The 13,675-nt window shown below is 70.3% G+C and carries 16 protein-coding genes; 7 read left to right on the forward strand and 9 right to left on the reverse strand.

What is annotated here, in order from left to right; genetic code table 11:
- Positions 1–103: 103 nt before the first annotated feature.
- The gene (locus OG905_RS02690; protein ID WP_328665962.1) at positions 104–502 is read left to right on the forward strand and encodes a hypothetical protein; all 399 of its coding nucleotides are present in this window, start codon (positions 104–106) and stop codon (positions 500–502) included.
- A 52-nt stretch (positions 503–554) separates the two neighbouring features.
- Here the strand turns inward: OG905_RS02690 and OG905_RS02695 are convergent, their stop codons facing one another.
- The 7 genes from OG905_RS02695 to OG905_RS02725 all read right to left on the reverse strand — a co-directional run bounded on the left by OG905_RS02695 (position 555) and on the right by OG905_RS02725 (position 5,311).
- Positions 555–1,337, reverse strand: coding sequence for a class I SAM-dependent methyltransferase (locus OG905_RS02695; protein WP_328665963.1), 783 nt, complete (start codon positions 1,335–1,337; stop codon positions 555–557).
- Positions 1,338–1,634: 297 nt separating this feature from the next.
- On the reverse strand, positions 1,635–2,057 hold the full coding sequence (locus tag OG905_RS02700) for an Asp23/Gls24 family envelope stress response protein (RefSeq protein ID WP_328681998.1): 423 nt from the start codon (positions 2,055–2,057) through the stop codon (positions 1,635–1,637).
- A 176-nt stretch (positions 2,058–2,233) separates the two neighbouring features.
- On the reverse strand, positions 2,234–2,401 hold the full coding sequence (locus tag OG905_RS02705) for a hypothetical protein (RefSeq protein ID WP_328665964.1): 168 nt from the start codon (positions 2,399–2,401) through the stop codon (positions 2,234–2,236).
- Between the two features lie 34 nt (positions 2,402–2,435).
- Positions 2,436–2,792, reverse strand: a complete 357-nt coding sequence (locus OG905_RS02710; RefSeq protein ID WP_328665965.1) for a PRC-barrel domain-containing protein — start codon at positions 2,790–2,792, stop codon at positions 2,436–2,438.
- Positions 2,793–3,294: 502 nt separating this feature from the next.
- Positions 3,295–3,510, reverse strand: coding sequence for a 4-oxalocrotonate tautomerase family protein (locus OG905_RS02715; RefSeq protein ID WP_328665966.1), 216 nt, complete (start codon positions 3,508–3,510; stop codon positions 3,295–3,297).
- A gap of 23 nt (positions 3,511–3,533) precedes the next feature.
- Entirely contained in the window at positions 3,534–4,442 is a 909-nt protein-coding gene (locus OG905_RS02720) for an SDR family NAD(P)-dependent oxidoreductase (RefSeq protein ID WP_328665967.1), read from the reverse strand.
- Between the two features lie 83 nt (positions 4,443–4,525).
- Complete coding sequence (locus OG905_RS02725) at positions 4,526–5,311, reverse strand: SDR family oxidoreductase (protein WP_328665968.1); 786 nt, start codon at positions 5,309–5,311, stop codon at positions 4,526–4,528.
- A gap of 150 nt (positions 5,312–5,461) precedes the next feature.
- Between OG905_RS02725 and OG905_RS02730 the strand changes: the two genes are divergently transcribed.
- A complete protein-coding gene (locus tag OG905_RS02730) occupies positions 5,462–6,346 on the forward strand; it encodes a helix-turn-helix transcriptional regulator (protein WP_328665969.1) in 885 nt (294 codons plus the stop codon).
- Between the two features lie 26 nt (positions 6,347–6,372).
- Here OG905_RS02730 and OG905_RS02735 read toward each other — a convergent pair whose 3' ends face one another.
- Positions 6,373–6,972: a TetR/AcrR family transcriptional regulator gene (locus OG905_RS02735; RefSeq protein WP_328665970.1), complete on the reverse strand. Its 600-nt coding sequence runs from the start codon at positions 6,970–6,972 to the stop codon at positions 6,373–6,375.
- A 238-nt stretch (positions 6,973–7,210) separates the two neighbouring features.
- On the opposite strand from OG905_RS02735, the gene OG905_RS02740 reads away from it, so the two are divergent.
- The 4 genes from OG905_RS02740 to OG905_RS02755 are packed head-to-tail and all read left to right on the forward strand — an operon-like array spanning position 7,211 to position 12,075.
- The gene (locus OG905_RS02740; protein ID WP_328665971.1) at positions 7,211–7,762 is read left to right on the forward strand and encodes a 2Fe-2S iron-sulfur cluster-binding protein; all 552 of its coding nucleotides are present in this window, start codon (positions 7,211–7,213) and stop codon (positions 7,760–7,762) included.
- Positions 7,759–8,751, forward strand: a complete 993-nt coding sequence (locus tag OG905_RS02745) for an FAD binding domain-containing protein (RefSeq protein WP_328665972.1) — start codon at positions 7,759–7,761, stop codon at positions 8,749–8,751. Before OG905_RS02740 ends, OG905_RS02745 begins: the two co-directional genes overlap by 4 nt.
- The gene (locus OG905_RS02750; protein ID WP_328665973.1) at positions 8,748–10,934 is read left to right on the forward strand and encodes a xanthine dehydrogenase family protein molybdopterin-binding subunit; all 2,187 of its coding nucleotides are present in this window, start codon (positions 8,748–8,750) and stop codon (positions 10,932–10,934) included. The genes OG905_RS02745 and OG905_RS02750 overlap by 4 nt, the downstream gene beginning before the upstream one ends.
- Complete coding sequence (locus OG905_RS02755) at positions 10,927–12,075, forward strand: XdhC/CoxI family protein (RefSeq protein WP_328665974.1); 1,149 nt, start codon at positions 10,927–10,929, stop codon at positions 12,073–12,075. The genes OG905_RS02750 and OG905_RS02755 overlap by 8 nt, the downstream gene beginning before the upstream one ends.
- A gap of 136 nt (positions 12,076–12,211) precedes the next feature.
- Here OG905_RS02755 and OG905_RS02760 read toward each other — a convergent pair whose 3' ends face one another.
- Positions 12,212–12,682, reverse strand: a complete 471-nt coding sequence (locus OG905_RS02760; RefSeq protein WP_328665975.1) for a cupin domain-containing protein — start codon at positions 12,680–12,682, stop codon at positions 12,212–12,214.
- Positions 12,683–12,899: 217 nt separating this feature from the next.
- On the opposite strand from OG905_RS02760, the gene OG905_RS02765 reads away from it, so the two are divergent.
- Positions 12,900–13,667, forward strand: a complete 768-nt coding sequence (locus OG905_RS02765) for a hypothetical protein (protein WP_328665976.1) — start codon at positions 12,900–12,902, stop codon at positions 13,665–13,667.
- Positions 13,668–13,675: the final 8 nt, after the last annotated feature.

Raw genomic sequence — 13,675 nt, forward strand, 5'->3', positions numbered from 1 at the left:
GATCACGCAACAGTCACATCGCCGTTCCGCCCGTTCGTTCGTTTCGAAGACCTTGGGCAGGCCCGCACGGACGTGGGTCTGGCGGGGGGTCACATTGTTGCCGGTGTCGGCTGCCCGGTTCATGCGCACCGCGTCGAGGGGGCGCTTCGCCGACGCGTCCGCGGCACTCGTGGGGATGGGGCTGGGGCTCGTCGCCTGGCTCGCCATCCTGATCAGCACCCAGGCGGCCGTAAATGGCGCCCTCTATCCGCTCCTGGATGCGCACGATTACCACAACTCCTGGGGCGGCCCTACCCTGGCGGGCGCCTGGGCAACACACGCGGCGCTGGCCGTGCCGATTCTCGTGGCTGCCATATGGCTACTGCGTGGCCTGGTCGCACTCGGTTCCCACGATCAGGAATCATCCACCGGATCGAGGTCCCACTGGTGGAGCAGGCCGCTCGCCCTCCTGTTGGCCGCAGCAGGAGCGGTGCTGTTCGTGGGATGGATCAATCAGCTGTGACCCGGATGGTGTTCGGTGTCCTTGGCTCTCCTCGCCGAACTCCTCGGCGGGCTCAGCCCTTTCGGACTTCGATGAGGAACCGCTGCGAGTAGGCCACGAAGGGGCCATGGCGCTCGATGAAATGATGGAGCTCTGCCAGACGATCGCGATAGGCATCCACGGTGAAGTCCGGGACGATCCAGATCACCTTGCGGAGGAAGTGGACCACCGCCGCGATGTCGTAGAACTCCATCCGGAGTGCTTCTTGGCGCAGGTCGACCACATCCAGACCCGCCACTTCAGCACCGGCTGCCGCCGCGATGGGGCCGGCACCCGCTGTCGTCGCGAGCGGCCCCAGAGACTGATGGACCGAAGCCCGCTGCGGCCCCATCATGAATTCGGTCAACTCGCGCACCGAGCCCGAGCCCACCTGCTGGGAAAGGTAGGTGCCATTCGGGCGCAGGACGCGGCGGACCTCGTCCCAGCGGGTCACCACCGGATGGCGGCTCACGATCAGGTCAAAATGGTCCGATGGGAACGGCAGGTCGGCCGCATCGCCCACCTCTGCAACGCTGGCACTGAACTTGGCCAGGTTGCGTCGGGCAATCTGCACGTTCGGTTGCCATGATTCCGTCGCTGCCACGACCGGTGGGGCGACCGGGACCGAGGCCAGTACCTCACCGCCGCCGGTCTGGATATCCAGCACCGCCTCGGCCTTCGCCATCCGAACCGCGAGCATCTGGGCATAGCCCCAAGATGGCCGCTGCTCGGTCGCACGACCGTTGAACCAGGAGAAGTCCCAGCCCTCCGTGGGTACGGCTGCACCTTCCGCGACGAGATCTTCGAACCCAGACATGCGGCGAGAATGGCAGACCGCGCAGGCGGCCGCACCGGAGTTTCGGCAGACCTGCCGACCCGGACGAACCGCCCGAGTGCCCGGCCGATGACTTCGCGTGCAAGGGCTCCACTCGACCGCGGCGGCACTCTCCCGTACGCATCTCGGCGGTTTGATCGAGGAGTTGGCCCGCCCACGGCGGCCCGGCGGGAGTCGGCCCTGTGCGAGCGGCGAGGTGGCGAGCCGCGTTGGCAGGCCGGAGCCCGACGCAAACACGAGATGGTGTTCACCGACCGGGTCCTGGTCCCCGGCGGTTGGTTACTGCAGGCGACCTTCCGTCGCCTCGTCGGCCTCCTCGTCGGGCAGGTGAACGTCGTTGACGGCAATGTTGACTTCTACGACTTCCAGGTCAGTCATGCGCTCCACGCCCGCGATGACGTTCTCGCGTACCTCGGCGACAACGTCGGCGATGGCGAACCCGTAGTCCACGACGACCGAGAGGTCCACGGCGGTCTGCCGCTCGCCGACCTCGACCTTGACGCCGCGTGTGACGCTCGGGCGCCCGCCGGGGACCGCGTCGCGTACGGCGCCCATTGAGCGGGAAATCCCGCCTCCCAGAGCGTGGATACCCGGCACTTCGCGTGCCGCCGTCCCGGCGATCTTCTCCACCACCCCGTCCGCGATGGCTGTCCGGCCCCGTATGCCCGGCGCCGTCTGCGGACCGGTCTCGTGGGCCTGCAGCTTTGTTTCCCTCTGCGGGCGGGATGCGCGGGGCTCGGCGGTGGGAATTGCTGTGCTGGTCGGCTGTGTCACCTGAAGACGCCTCCTCGGTCGTAGGGTCACGGCAGATGTGTTCGGTGCGACGGGCTTGGGGCTCGGCTGCGGGCGCGGAAATGGCCGCGCTCCAGTGATCGTTGTCATCGCACCGGGCGTCGCCTCCGGCTGGACAGTCGCACGGCGGCGACCGTCAGATCGGCCACGAACAACACGATGCCGATGATGAGCAGATATCCCACCCCTTCCGCCACGGCACCGATGAGTCCCAGCACGATGGCCACGATGATCAGGAGCAGGAAGAGAACCATGACGCGATCGCATCCTTTGGACTTACGCGGGCGGTCAACGACGCGCGAGCTGTCGTTCGCCGTCAGCACCCGGCTGGTACGTCATGCCGTAATGCTGGAAGATCGCTGCCTCCTCCTCCGCGGGCAATACGTCGTCCGTGCCGATCCACGGGGCCTTTTTCACCAGTGCCCGGGCATAGGGGACCTTGACGTACCCGGGCCCGACGATCGCGTCGTCGACGGGGACGAAGACCAGGCGGCGACGAGTGGGCATGCCCGTGCGGACCGTGGCCATGGCCGGTTCGTCGGTGATGGTGTCTACGTAGACCGCCTCGAGGACACCGATCTTGTGGCCGCCGGAGTCCACCACGTCATGGTCGCGCCACTCACGGATGTCGGCTGCCTCGATCATCGAGCTGTCCCTCGATCGCGTGCCCCGTCCCGCCGTCATGCAGGCCAGGCCAGTCAACATCTCCGGCCGGGCCAATGCGTTCCTACTCTCAGCCTGCCCCTGTCTGTGGTCGGGCGCCAGGCGGGGCAGAGCGCCAATCGCCCGAGCGCCCGTCGCCCGTCGTGCGGCACCGGAGCCCTTGCCGCTGCTGTGGCTGCCGGCCGCGGTGGGCGAACCGGATCCGACGGCTGAGCTGCCGACACGGGAGAGGAAGCATGGTCCGCTGCCTCCGAGTCTGTGTCCGAGCACCCGCAGGCGCTCATCAGAGGGGTGCCCCCGAGCGTGACGGCCACGCGTAGAGCCTTGCCGCGGTTGCTGTTCATCAGTCAATTCGCCGGGCAAATGGGCTGGTTGAGATGGACGAGCTTCCGGCTCCTGCGCCACCGGGTTCCCCGCCGGCGGGTGCCGACCGGGGAGCGCCGGGTGCCGGGCTGTGCCCGGCTGCCGTGCGTGGTGCGGTGGTTCAGTCGTCCTGGCTCTGCTGGAGCCTCGCGAGGGTCAGGACGTCGCCGCCGATGCCCCAGCCGCCGTCGGTGACCTCCTCGACCAGGACCAGGGTGGTGGCGCGGGCGCGTTCGCCGTAGATCTCGGCGTACAGGTCGGTGGTGCGGGTGATGATCTGCTCCTTCTGCTTCTCGTCGAGGGTGCCGGCGGGGACCTTGAAATTCGCGAACGGCATGGTTGTTCTCTCTCTATTGGGGGTTACAGGGAGCTGCCTGCGGTGAGCAGGTCGTCCAGCCCGACCCGGCGGAAGAAGTCGGCGCGGATGCGGTCGGCGACCGCTGAGACGACTTCGCTGCCGTCACGGCTGGGGTCGATGTGGGTACGCAGTGGCCGCGTACCCGCAGGCATGGCCACCAGGCGTACGACGGCGTCGGCGACCTGGGCCGCGTCCGCGTCCGGCGGGATGAGCGCGGCCAGCCGCTCGTCGAGGCCGGCCAGCAGGGCGCCGTAGCGCTCCTCGTACGCGGCGGCCCGGGCCGTGTCGGCGGGTGCGCCCGCGTGGACGAAGTGGTTGGTGCCGGAGGTGAAGGCGCCGGGGACGACGATGGCGGTGTCGATGCCGAAGCGCAGTACTTCGGCGGCGTAGCTGACGGCCAAGGCATCCATGGCCGCCTTCGCCGCGAAGTACGGGCCGACGAACGGCGGGCAGCCGCCCCGGGTGCTGGAACTGCCGATCCACACCAGCAGTCCCTCGCCGCGGGCGCGCAGGTGGGGCAGCGCGGCACGGTTGACGCGCTGGGTGCCCAGGACGTTGATGTCGTAGAGCTCCGCGAGCTGGGCCGGGGTGAAGGCCTCGGCCGGTCCGGTGGCCATGTGTCCGGCGTTGTGGACGACCACGTCCAGGCGGCCTCGTGCCGCCAGGATGTGGGAGATGGCGGCGTCGGCGGACTGCTCGGAGGCGACGTCGAGTTCGACGGCATGCAGGTCGCAGTCGTAGGCGGCGGCGTGACGCTGCAGGTCGTCCACCGCCGGTGCGTTGCGGGTCGCGGTCTGCCGGATCCCGGCGTACACCGTGTGGTCGGCGCCGGCGAGGGCACGTACGGTCAGCGCTCCGAAGCCGCTGGCGGCGCCGGTCACCAGGATCGTTCTGGTCGTGTCGGAGGGCATGCGCGTCCTTGTCCGTGTTCGGCTGCGGCTTCGCCGCCAGGGGTGGGTTGTTGAGCAACGAGAGCGAGCGCCGGGGGCTGCCGTCAGACGATGCCGCCGTTGGCACGGACGACCTGTCCGTTGACCCAGTGGCCGACCGGGGCCGCGAGGAATGCGACAACCTCGGCGATGTCAGTGGGTGTGCCGAGCCGTTCCAGCGGGGGCTGGGCGGCCAGGCGGGCGATCGTCTGCTCGTCCTTGCCGTCGAGGAACAGGTCGGTGGCGGTGGGGCCGGGGGCGACGGCGTTCACGGTGACATCCCGGCCGCGCAGCTCGCGGGCCAGGATCAGCGTGAGTGCCTCCACAGCGCCCTTGCTGGCGCTGTAGGCGCCGTAGCCGGGGAAGGCCAGGCCCACCACGGAGGTGGAGAACATGACGATCGCCCCGCCGCGGCGAACCTTCCGGGCTGCCTGCTGGGCGACGACGAAGGTCCCACGGATGTTGGTGCGGTGCAGCGCGTCCAGCTCGGCCAGGTCCAGGTCGGCGATGGTGGACGTGTGCGCCCGGCCGGCGGCGTGGACGACGACGTCCACGCCGCCGTACTCGGACTCCGCGGTGGCGAACAGCGCGGCCACGGCGTGCTCGTCGGCCACGTCGGCCTGGACTGCGACGGCCCGGCCGCCGGTCGCCGTGACGTCCTTGACGGCGGACTCGGCCAGATCACGGTTACCTGCGAACCCGACCACGACGGCGAACCCGTCGGCGGCCAGCCGGCTCACCGCCTGGCGGCCGATACCGCGGGAGCCGCCGGTGACGACGGCGACCCGGGGCCGTGCGGAGGCGTGGTCGGGCGTGGTGCGGCTCTCCGCGGAGCTCGGGGAAAGGGACATGAGGACTCCTGCCTGGGGGTGGGACCGGGGCAACGCGCCCCGACGTCTCCACCACGATCGGCCGGTCTCCAGGCGCCATCCAGGGCTGCGTCCACCCAGGGGTTGTCATCCCCTGGCTCGGACCCCGCCGTACGCGTCACGATGGGTGGCGTGAACCTTCCCGAACTCGCCGCATTTCTGAAGTCCCGCCGCGACCGGATACGGCCGGCCGACGTAGGCCTGCCGACCGGCCCCCGGCGCCGGGTGCCCGGCCTGCGGCGCGAGGAGGTCGCGCAGCTGGCCGGGCTGTCGGCGGACTACTACACCGAGCTGGAACGCGGACGGGGCGCCCAACCCTCGGCCCAGGTCGTAGCCGCCCTCGCCCGTGCGCTGCGGCTGAACGGTGACGAACGCGACCACCTCTTCCACCTCGCCGCCCGCCCCGTCCCTCCGGCGGCGCACGGCCCGTCCGCGCACGTCCAGCCGGCCCTGCTCGGCCTGCTGGACCGGCTCACCACCACCCCCGCCCAGGTCATCACCGACCTGCATGAAATCCTCGTGCAGAACGAGCTGGCCGCCGCCCTCGTCGGCCGCCCCCCGGCGGTACGCGGGCCGGCCGCGAGCTTCGCCTACCGCTGGTTCACCGACCCCGCCGCCCGCGCCCTCTATCCGCCGGACGATCACCCGCACCATTCGCGGGTCTTCGTCGCCGACCTCCAGGCAGTCGCCGCACGGCGCGACCGCGACACCGAGGTCGCCCGGATGGTGGCTGTGCTGCGGCGGCGCAGTGCCGAGTTCGCCGCTCTGTGGGACACCCACGACGTCGCCCTGCGCCGGGTCGACCACAAACGCATCGTCCACCCCGCACTGGGCGTCATCGAACTGGACTGCCACAGCCTGTTCAGCGAGGACGGACGCCAGCGCCTGCTGTGGTTCACCGCACCGCCCGGCACCCAGGGCGCCGCCCAGTTGGAACTGCTCAGCGTCATCGGCACCCAGGACATGGCGGCGAGCGAGAACGCCTGCCGCGAGGGCACGAACGCGAACGCCGACTGATTCCGACCGGCCGAGATTCGCCCGGCTCAGGCGCCCGCCTCAGGCCCGCCCGCTCTGGACGCCCCCGCCCGCAGCCCGTCCATCACGATGTCCATCAGTCGCGTCGCACGCGGCTGCCAGTCGCTGTGCGGGTCGATCTGCCAGAGCCCGGAAATGGCGAGCACGAAGTCGTCGGGGGTCAGCCCCGGGCGGATCGTGCCGGCCTCCTCGTTCGCGTTCAGCAGGAGCGTGACCGCCCGGGTCACCGGGCCGTGACCCAGCTGGGCCAGGCTGCCGTACGAGCTGGTGGTCTTGCGCAGCGCGTCGGCCAGGCCGGCCTTGGCCATGGCGTACTGGGCCAGGCGGTCCATCCACTCCCTCAGGGCCTGATCAGGTGCACGGGTTTGGAGCAGTTGGGCAGCGGCGTCGGCGACCTGCTGCATCTCGTAGCGGTAGACCTCCAGGACGAGGGCCTCACGGTTGGGGAAGTTGCGGTAGAACGTCCCCTGCCCGACGCCCGCCTTCTTCGCGATCGCGCTCAGTGGGGCGTCCGCGGCCCGCGTCAGCTCGGCCAGCGCGACTTCCAGGATGCGCTCGCGATTCCGTTGCGCGTCCGAGCGCAGAGTCGCGCTCTTGTCTTCCCGCACTCGTCCTCCCTCCGGAATCACAGCCATGCCCGGTCTTGCTAACCGGACAGCTGTCCGCTAAGTTCAATGGCTAACGGACAGCTGTCCGCTTAGGTCCACCATAGCGGCAGGTCCGGACAGTGTGGCCGACCGGTGTCATCGTCACTGGTTCATTCACCCGCATCGCTCTCTCCCTCCCGGACTGTCTGCCGGGATCGTCTCGTTCGACGCGCATCAGCAATGCGAAAGAAGGCTGATCATGGCCCCATCGACGTCCAGCGCCATCACCCTGAACATCAATGGCGAGAAGTACACGCTGCCCGTCGACCATCGCACCACCCTGCTCGACGCCCTGCGCGAGCATCTCGATCTGACCGGTACCAAAAAGGGCTGTGACCAGGGCCAATGCGGCGCCTGCACGGTGCTGCTCGACGGGCGCCGGGCAGTTTCCTGTCTTCAGCTCGCGGTCGCGGCCGAGGGGCGCGCGATCACCACCATCGAAGGCGTGGCCGATGGTGAGCGGCTGCATCCCGTGCAGCAGGCCTTTCTCGACCTCGACGGCTATCAATGCGGTTACTGCACACCGGGGCAGATCTGTTCGGCCCTCGCGGTGATCGAGGAACACGCGGCGGGCTGGCCGAGCGCCGTGACCGACGATGTCCGGCCCGAAGCGGGGGTGCCTGCGCTCACCGCCGAAGAGATCCGCGAGCGGATGAGCGGCAACCTGTGCCGCTGCGGCGCCTATGTGTCGATCGTGCAGGCGGTCGCCCGGGCGGCAGAGGCGGCAGAGGCCAAGGAGGCGGCGGCATGAGGGAATTCGGCTACGAACGCGTCTTCGACGTCTCTGGAGCAGTCGCCCTGCTGGGCGCCGACCCCGACGCCCGCTTCCTCGGCGGCGGCACCAACCTCGTCGACCTGATGAAGGCCGGCGTGGAAAGGCCCGCGCTGCTCATCGATGTACGCGAACTTCCTCTCGACGGAGTCGAGTTCAGCCACGACACTGGGCTGCGCGTCGGCGCGACCGTCACCAACAGCGATCTCGCGGCCCATCCCGACGTACGGCGTCATTACCCGGCGTTGGCGCAGGCCGTCCTGGCCGGCGCCTCGGGACAGCTGCGCAACATGGCCACGGTCGGCGGGAATCTGCTCCAGCGCACCCGCTGTGGCTACTTCACCGACCTCAGCAAGCCGTGCAACAAGCGTGCCCCCGGCAGCGGTTGCCCCGCCCTCACCGGCGAGCACCACAACCACGCGATCCTCGGCGCCTCCGAGCACTGCGTCGCCACCCATCCATCGGACATGGCGGTCGCGCTCGCCGCCTTCGACGCCGTCATCACGTACGAAACGGCCGACGGACCGGGCGAGTTGTCCTTTCCCGAGTTCTATCTGCCCGTGGGCGACACCCCGCACGTCGAGACCGCCCTTCCGCCCGGCGCGCTGATCACCGGCGTCACTCTGCCGCCGGCCCCCGTCGCCGCCCACTCGCGGTACCGGAAGGTGCGCGAGCGCGCCTCGTACGCATTCGCGATCGGCTCGATCGCCGCTGCACTCGACGTCCAGGACGATGTCGTACGCGAAGTGCGCCTCGCGTTCGGGGCGGTCGCGTCCCGGCCGTGGCGGGCTCGTGCGGCCGAGCGGGTGCTGATCGGCGGCCCGGCGAGCGCGGAGGCGTTCGCAGCCGCGGCGGATGCCGAACTGGCGGCCGCCGAGGCGCTTCCCGAGAACGGATACAAGGTGACGTTGATGCGCAACCTCGTCGTGGCCGTGCTCACCGAACTCACCGAGGAGGCCTCCCGATGACCACGACGACCAACATCGCAGCCGTGACGGGAGCCGTCGGCTCATCCCACATCCGCCTGGAGGGCCGCGACAAGGTCACCGGGGCGGCCCGCTACGCCGGGGAAGTACCCTTCGCCGAACTCGCCCACGGCTGGCTGGTGTTGTCGACCGTTGCCCGTGGCCGTATCCGCTCCGTGGAGGACTCCCCCGTCCTGGCCATGCCCGGCGTCCTCGCCGTGCTGCACCACGGGAATGCGCCGCGCGTCGACACCGACTATGTCGGCATGCTGGGGCGGCCGAACCCGGTGCTCGGGATCTTCCAGCACGACCGTGTGCCCTTCGTGGGCTGGCCGGTGGCGTTGGTAGTGGCCGAGACGTCCGAGCAGGCCAGAGAGGCCGCCGAGGCGCTGGTGGTGCGATACGACGAGGAACCGCACGACGTCGCGTTCTCCTCGGGACGTTCCGATGCGTACACGCCGGAGAACACCCCGATGGTCCAGGCCGAGACGGAGAAGGGGGACATAGAGGCTCAACTCGGCGCTTCCGCCGTTGTCGTGGACGAGGAGTACACCACGCCGGAGGAACACCACAACGCGATGGAGCCGCATGCGGCGACGGCTCGCTGGGACGGTGGCCGGCTCGACGTCGTCGATTCCAACCAGGGCAGCACCTGGGTGGCGGGCGAACTCGCATCGCTCTTCTCACTCGATCCGGCTTCCGTACGGGTGCGGGCCGAGCATGTCGGCGGCGGCTTCGGATCGAAGGGCCTGAGCCCCCACCAAGTGGCCGCCGTGATGGCCACGACCGTCCTCCACCGCCCGGTCCGTGTCGTCCTGACCCGCCGCCAGATGTTCTCCCTCGTCGGTTACCGCAGCCCCACGGCGCAGCGGATCAGGCTCGGCGCCGACGCCGACGGGCGGCTGCGCGCGTTCGACCACCAGGCGCAGAGTCTGACCTCGACCGTGCACGAATTCATCGAGTCGAGCGCCGTGATGGGGCGCGTGATGTACGACGCCGACGCCCATCACACCCTTCACCGGCTCGTACGGCTCGACGTGCCGACCCCGACCTGGATGCGCGCGCCGGGTGAGGCACCAGGGTCCTTCGCCCTCGAATCCGCCCTCGACGAACTGGCCGAGAAGTGCGGCATGGACCCGATCGAGTTGCGCACGCGCAACGAACCCGAGACGGGTCCCGTGTCCGGGCTGCCGTTCAGCAGCCGCAATGTGCTGGCCTGCTTCGAGGAGGGCGCCCGCAGGTTCGGCTGGGCGGACCGCGACCCGCGGCCCGGCCTGCGCCGTGAGGGGCGCTGGCTGCTCGGGACCGGAACGGCGGCGGCCACCTACCCCTCGGGAGTCGGCCCGTCCACCGCGGCCGTGACCGCGGAGCCGGACGGAACCTTCACCGTGCGGATCAACGCGACGGACATCGGCACGGGGGCGCGGACCGCGATCGCCTCGATCGCCTCGGACGCGCTGGAGGTGGATCGGGACCGCATCCGGCTGCACATCGCGGACAGCGACCTCGGTCCGGCGATGATCGCCGGCGGCTCGACGGGCACGCGCTCCTGGGCGTGGGCGGTGACACTCGCGGCGGCCGAGCTGCGGGAGCGACTGGCGCTGGGGGGCAGCATTCCCCCGGAGGGGATCACCGCCCGGTCGAACACCGCCGAGGCCATCGAGGCTCTCGCGCAGCAGGAACGGCACTCCTTCGGGGCGCACTTCGCCGAGGTCGCGGTGGATGTCACTACCGGTGAGGTGCGCGCGCGACGGCTGCTCGGCATCTATGCCGCGGGCACCATCGTCAACCCGCTCACGGCCCGCAGCCAGTTCATCGGCGGGATGACCTGGGGGCTGTCCATGGCCCTCCACGAGGAGGCGATCAGGGACCAGGCCTCCGGCGGCCTTGTCGGCGCCGACCTCGCCGGCTATCACTTCGCCGCGCACGCCGACGTGCCGCTCATCGAGGCGGACTGGGTGGACGACCCCGTCCCGGACGACCCGGTCGGGATCAAGGGCATCGGCGAGATCGGCATCGTGGGCGTCGCCGCCGCGATCGCCAACGCGGTGTGGCACGCGACCGGCGTACGCCACCGGGACCTGCCGATCCGTCCGGACCGCGTCCTGCGGGCGGCGGACGAAGCCAGGCGTCGGGCGGAGGAGGAGGCTCGGAGTCGGTCGGAGGAGGAAGTCCGGAGTGCTTGACATCGCACAGGAGTTGAACCGCTGGTTCGATCAGGGCCGGGACTTCGCCGTTGCCACGGTCGTGGCCGTCGGCGGCAGCGCGCCCCGCGGTCCCGGCGCCGCGCTGGCAGTCGACAGTCACGGCACCGCCATCGGTTCCGTCTCCGGTGGTTGCGTGGAAGGAGCCGTGTACGACCTGTGCGTCCAGGCGCTCCAGGACGGCCGGACGGTGCGCGAACAGTTCGGATACAGCGACGAGGACGCCTTCGCGGTGGGACTCACCTGCGGCGGCGTCATCGAAGTCCTGGTCACGCCGGTGCGCGCGGACGCTCAGGTCTTCCGGGCAGGGGTGTCGGCGGCGGACCGAGGAAAGGCGGCGGCACTGGCCCGGGTGGCCCGGGGCCCGGACGAACTGCTCGGCAGGGTGCTGCTCGTCCACCCCGACGGATCGTACGAGGGCAGCCTCGACGGCCGTCAGGGTCTGGACCGGACGGCGGCGGCGGAGGCCCGCGCGATGCTGGACACCGGCCGCACCGGCACCGTCGAGATCGCGGAGGACGGGGCGCGCTGCCCGGGCGGCGTGACGCTGTTCGTGGAGTCGAGCCTGCCGCCGCCCCGGATGATCGTCTTCGGCGCCGTGGACTTCGCGACGGCGCTCGTACGGGCGGGCAAGTTCCTCGGCTACCACGTGACCGTGTGCGACGCCCGGCCGGTCTTCGCCACCCGCGTCCGCTTCCCCGAGGCCGACGACCTCGTGGTCGACTGGCCGCACCGCTACCTCCGGCGCACCGCGACAGACGAACGAACCGTCCTGTGCGTGCTCACCCATGACGCCAAGTTCGACGTGCCGCTGCTCAAGGCGGCCCTGCGGCTGCCGGTCGCGTTCGTCGGCGCGATGGGCTCGCGCCGCACCCACGAGGACCGCAACCGGCGCCTGCGCGAAGTCGGCGTCACGGAAGGTGAGTTGGCCCGCTTGCGCTCCCCCATCGGCCTCGACCTCGGCGCCCGCACTCCCGAGGAGACCGCCCTGTCCATCGCGGCGGAGATCGTCGCCACGCGCCGGGGCGGGACGGGGGTCCCGCTGACCGGTTCGGGGACGCCCATTCACCATGACACGGACGGGAGGGAGGAAGGCGAGGCCCGCTCCCGAACTGCGGCATGACCATGTCCGGACCCCCTCAAAGATCATTCACGGGACACCACAACCCGGGATCGGAATCACAACCGTCGACTTGGCCAACTCCCAGGCCAGGCGTACCTGGTGCCAGCCTGACCCGGTCGCGACCGCGCGCTCACGCTCAGCTCGCGGAGGTCGTGCGGTACCGTCCGCGGAACTCCGCCAGCAGTTCGTCAGTCACCTCGGCGCCGGCGGCCACCGCCGCGTGCACCTCGCGGAAGTACCCCTCGTATCCGGCAGGAGTGTAGAGGCACAGGGCTCGCGCGGTCTGTGTGCCGGCGTTGCGGAATCCGTGTGGTGTGCCGCGCACCGCGGCCAGCAGGCCACCGGGACCGGCGGTTATCTCACCGTCGCCGTTGTGGAGCGTCAAGTCCCCCTCCAGGACGTAGAAGTACTCGTCGTGTCCGTGGTGGACATGGGGACGGGCGCCCACGATCCCCGGGCCCAGCGTGAACTCCTCGAAGGCGAACCGGCCTTCGGTGTGCTCGGCGGTCAGCCTGAAGAAATGCTCGACCCCTGCCACGTCGATCAACTCCCCCTCTTCGGGGCGGCGAAACAGCGGGCGGCGGTCCGGCGATTCATACTCGATCATCGTCGCATGATGGCAGAGACCAGCAGCGAAGCGGCCCGCAGACTGGCAATCACCACTCCAAGCCCCGAGCCCAGCGCGAAGGGGCACGGCAGCGGGGCGGAAGTACACGCGCTCGCCTTAGGGGCCGCACCCTGACAAGACGTCAGGGGCGGCTCAGGGTATGGCAAGGGGGCTTCCCCATGGCCGCCGGGCTGTGTGCGACAGCAGGGTGAGACTCATGCAGACCACCACCGAGAAGCGCCCCTCGACCGTCCGCCGCGGGGCCGTCGGACTCGCAGTCGCCGCCACCCTCGCCACCACCGTCATCGGTGCGGCCGGCGCCCCCGCTGTCGCCGCCGACGCGCCGCCCACCCCCTCGTACGACTTCAACGATTGCCCGGAGATCCCGGCCGGTGTCGACGCGCCCCGCTGGAAATGCGAAGTCCTCACCGCCACCGGCTCGTTGACCCTCGGAAGCCGAACCATTCCCGAACTGGCGCCGATGACCATCACCCATGCCGAAGGTCCGCTGCCCGACGGAAGCAGGGGGCAGGTCTGGGGCGCGCTGCGCAGCTCGCCGACGCGGGTCCCCGGCGGCCTCCTCGGCAACGCCGCCGGCGACCACGGCCGCCTGCTCTCACTGTCCCTGCAGCCCGAGTACGGCGGCCGGTCCGACTTCTACTCTGTCGGGAACAGCCTGGGCCTGTTCACCATGCGCTTTCGCGCCCTCAGTCCCCTGCTGCCGCATGGTTGCGTCATCGGTGGCGACGCCCCGATCGAGCTTCGTCTGGAGCGCGCGGGCGCCTCCCAATGGGTGTCGAAGAACCCGCCCATCATCAAGTTCGACGCGTACGACGATGTCTTCACCGCCCCGGGCGCCGACGGCTGTGGCCCTCTGGGCGGCCTCGTCAACGACCGGTTCGGCCTCCCGGCGAAGGCCGGAAACGCGATCACCTTGTCCGCGTACTACACCTTCAAGACGTACGACCAGCTTTCGCCGCGCTGACGTCGTTC

Origin of the sequence: Streptomyces sp. NBC_00322 (assembly GCF_036147535.1) — a bacterium.
Lineage (GTDB): Bacteria > Actinomycetota > Actinomycetes > Streptomycetales > Streptomycetaceae > Streptomyces.

Coding starts and splice junctions, on each gene's coding strand:
- OG905_RS02705 (WP_328665964.1), bottom strand. CDS start 2,401: ATGGTTCTCTTCCTGCTCCTGATCATCGTGGCCATCGTGCTGGGACTC.
- OG905_RS02760 (WP_328665975.1), bottom strand. CDS start 12,682: ATGATCGAGTATGAATCGCCGGACCGCCGCCCGCTGTTTCGCCGCCCC.
- OG905_RS02715 (WP_328665966.1), bottom strand. CDS start 3,510: ATGCCGTTCGCGAATTTCAAGGTCCCCGCCGGCACCCTCGACGAGAAG.
- OG905_RS02695 (WP_328665963.1), bottom strand. CDS start 1,337: ATGTCTGGGTTCGAAGATCTCGTCGCGGAAGGTGCAGCCGTACCCACG.
- OG905_RS02720 (WP_328665967.1), bottom strand. CDS start 4,442: ATGCCCTCCGACACGACCAGAACGATCCTGGTGACCGGCGCCGCCAGC.
- OG905_RS02745 (WP_328665972.1), top strand. CDS start 7,759: ATGAGGGAATTCGGCTACGAACGCGTCTTCGACGTCTCTGGAGCAGTC.
- OG905_RS02765 (WP_328665976.1), top strand. CDS start 12,900: ATGCAGACCACCACCGAGAAGCGCCCCTCGACCGTCCGCCGCGGGGCC.
- OG905_RS02725 (WP_328665968.1), bottom strand. CDS start 5,311: ATGTCCCTTTCCCCGAGCTCCGCGGAGAGCCGCACCACGCCCGACCAC.
- OG905_RS02710 (WP_328665965.1), bottom strand. CDS start 2,792: ATGATCGAGGCAGCCGACATCCGTGAGTGGCGCGACCATGACGTGGTG.
- OG905_RS02750 (WP_328665973.1), top strand. CDS start 8,748: ATGACCACGACGACCAACATCGCAGCCGTGACGGGAGCCGTCGGCTCA.
- OG905_RS02740 (WP_328665971.1), top strand. CDS start 7,211: ATGGCCCCATCGACGTCCAGCGCCATCACCCTGAACATCAATGGCGAG.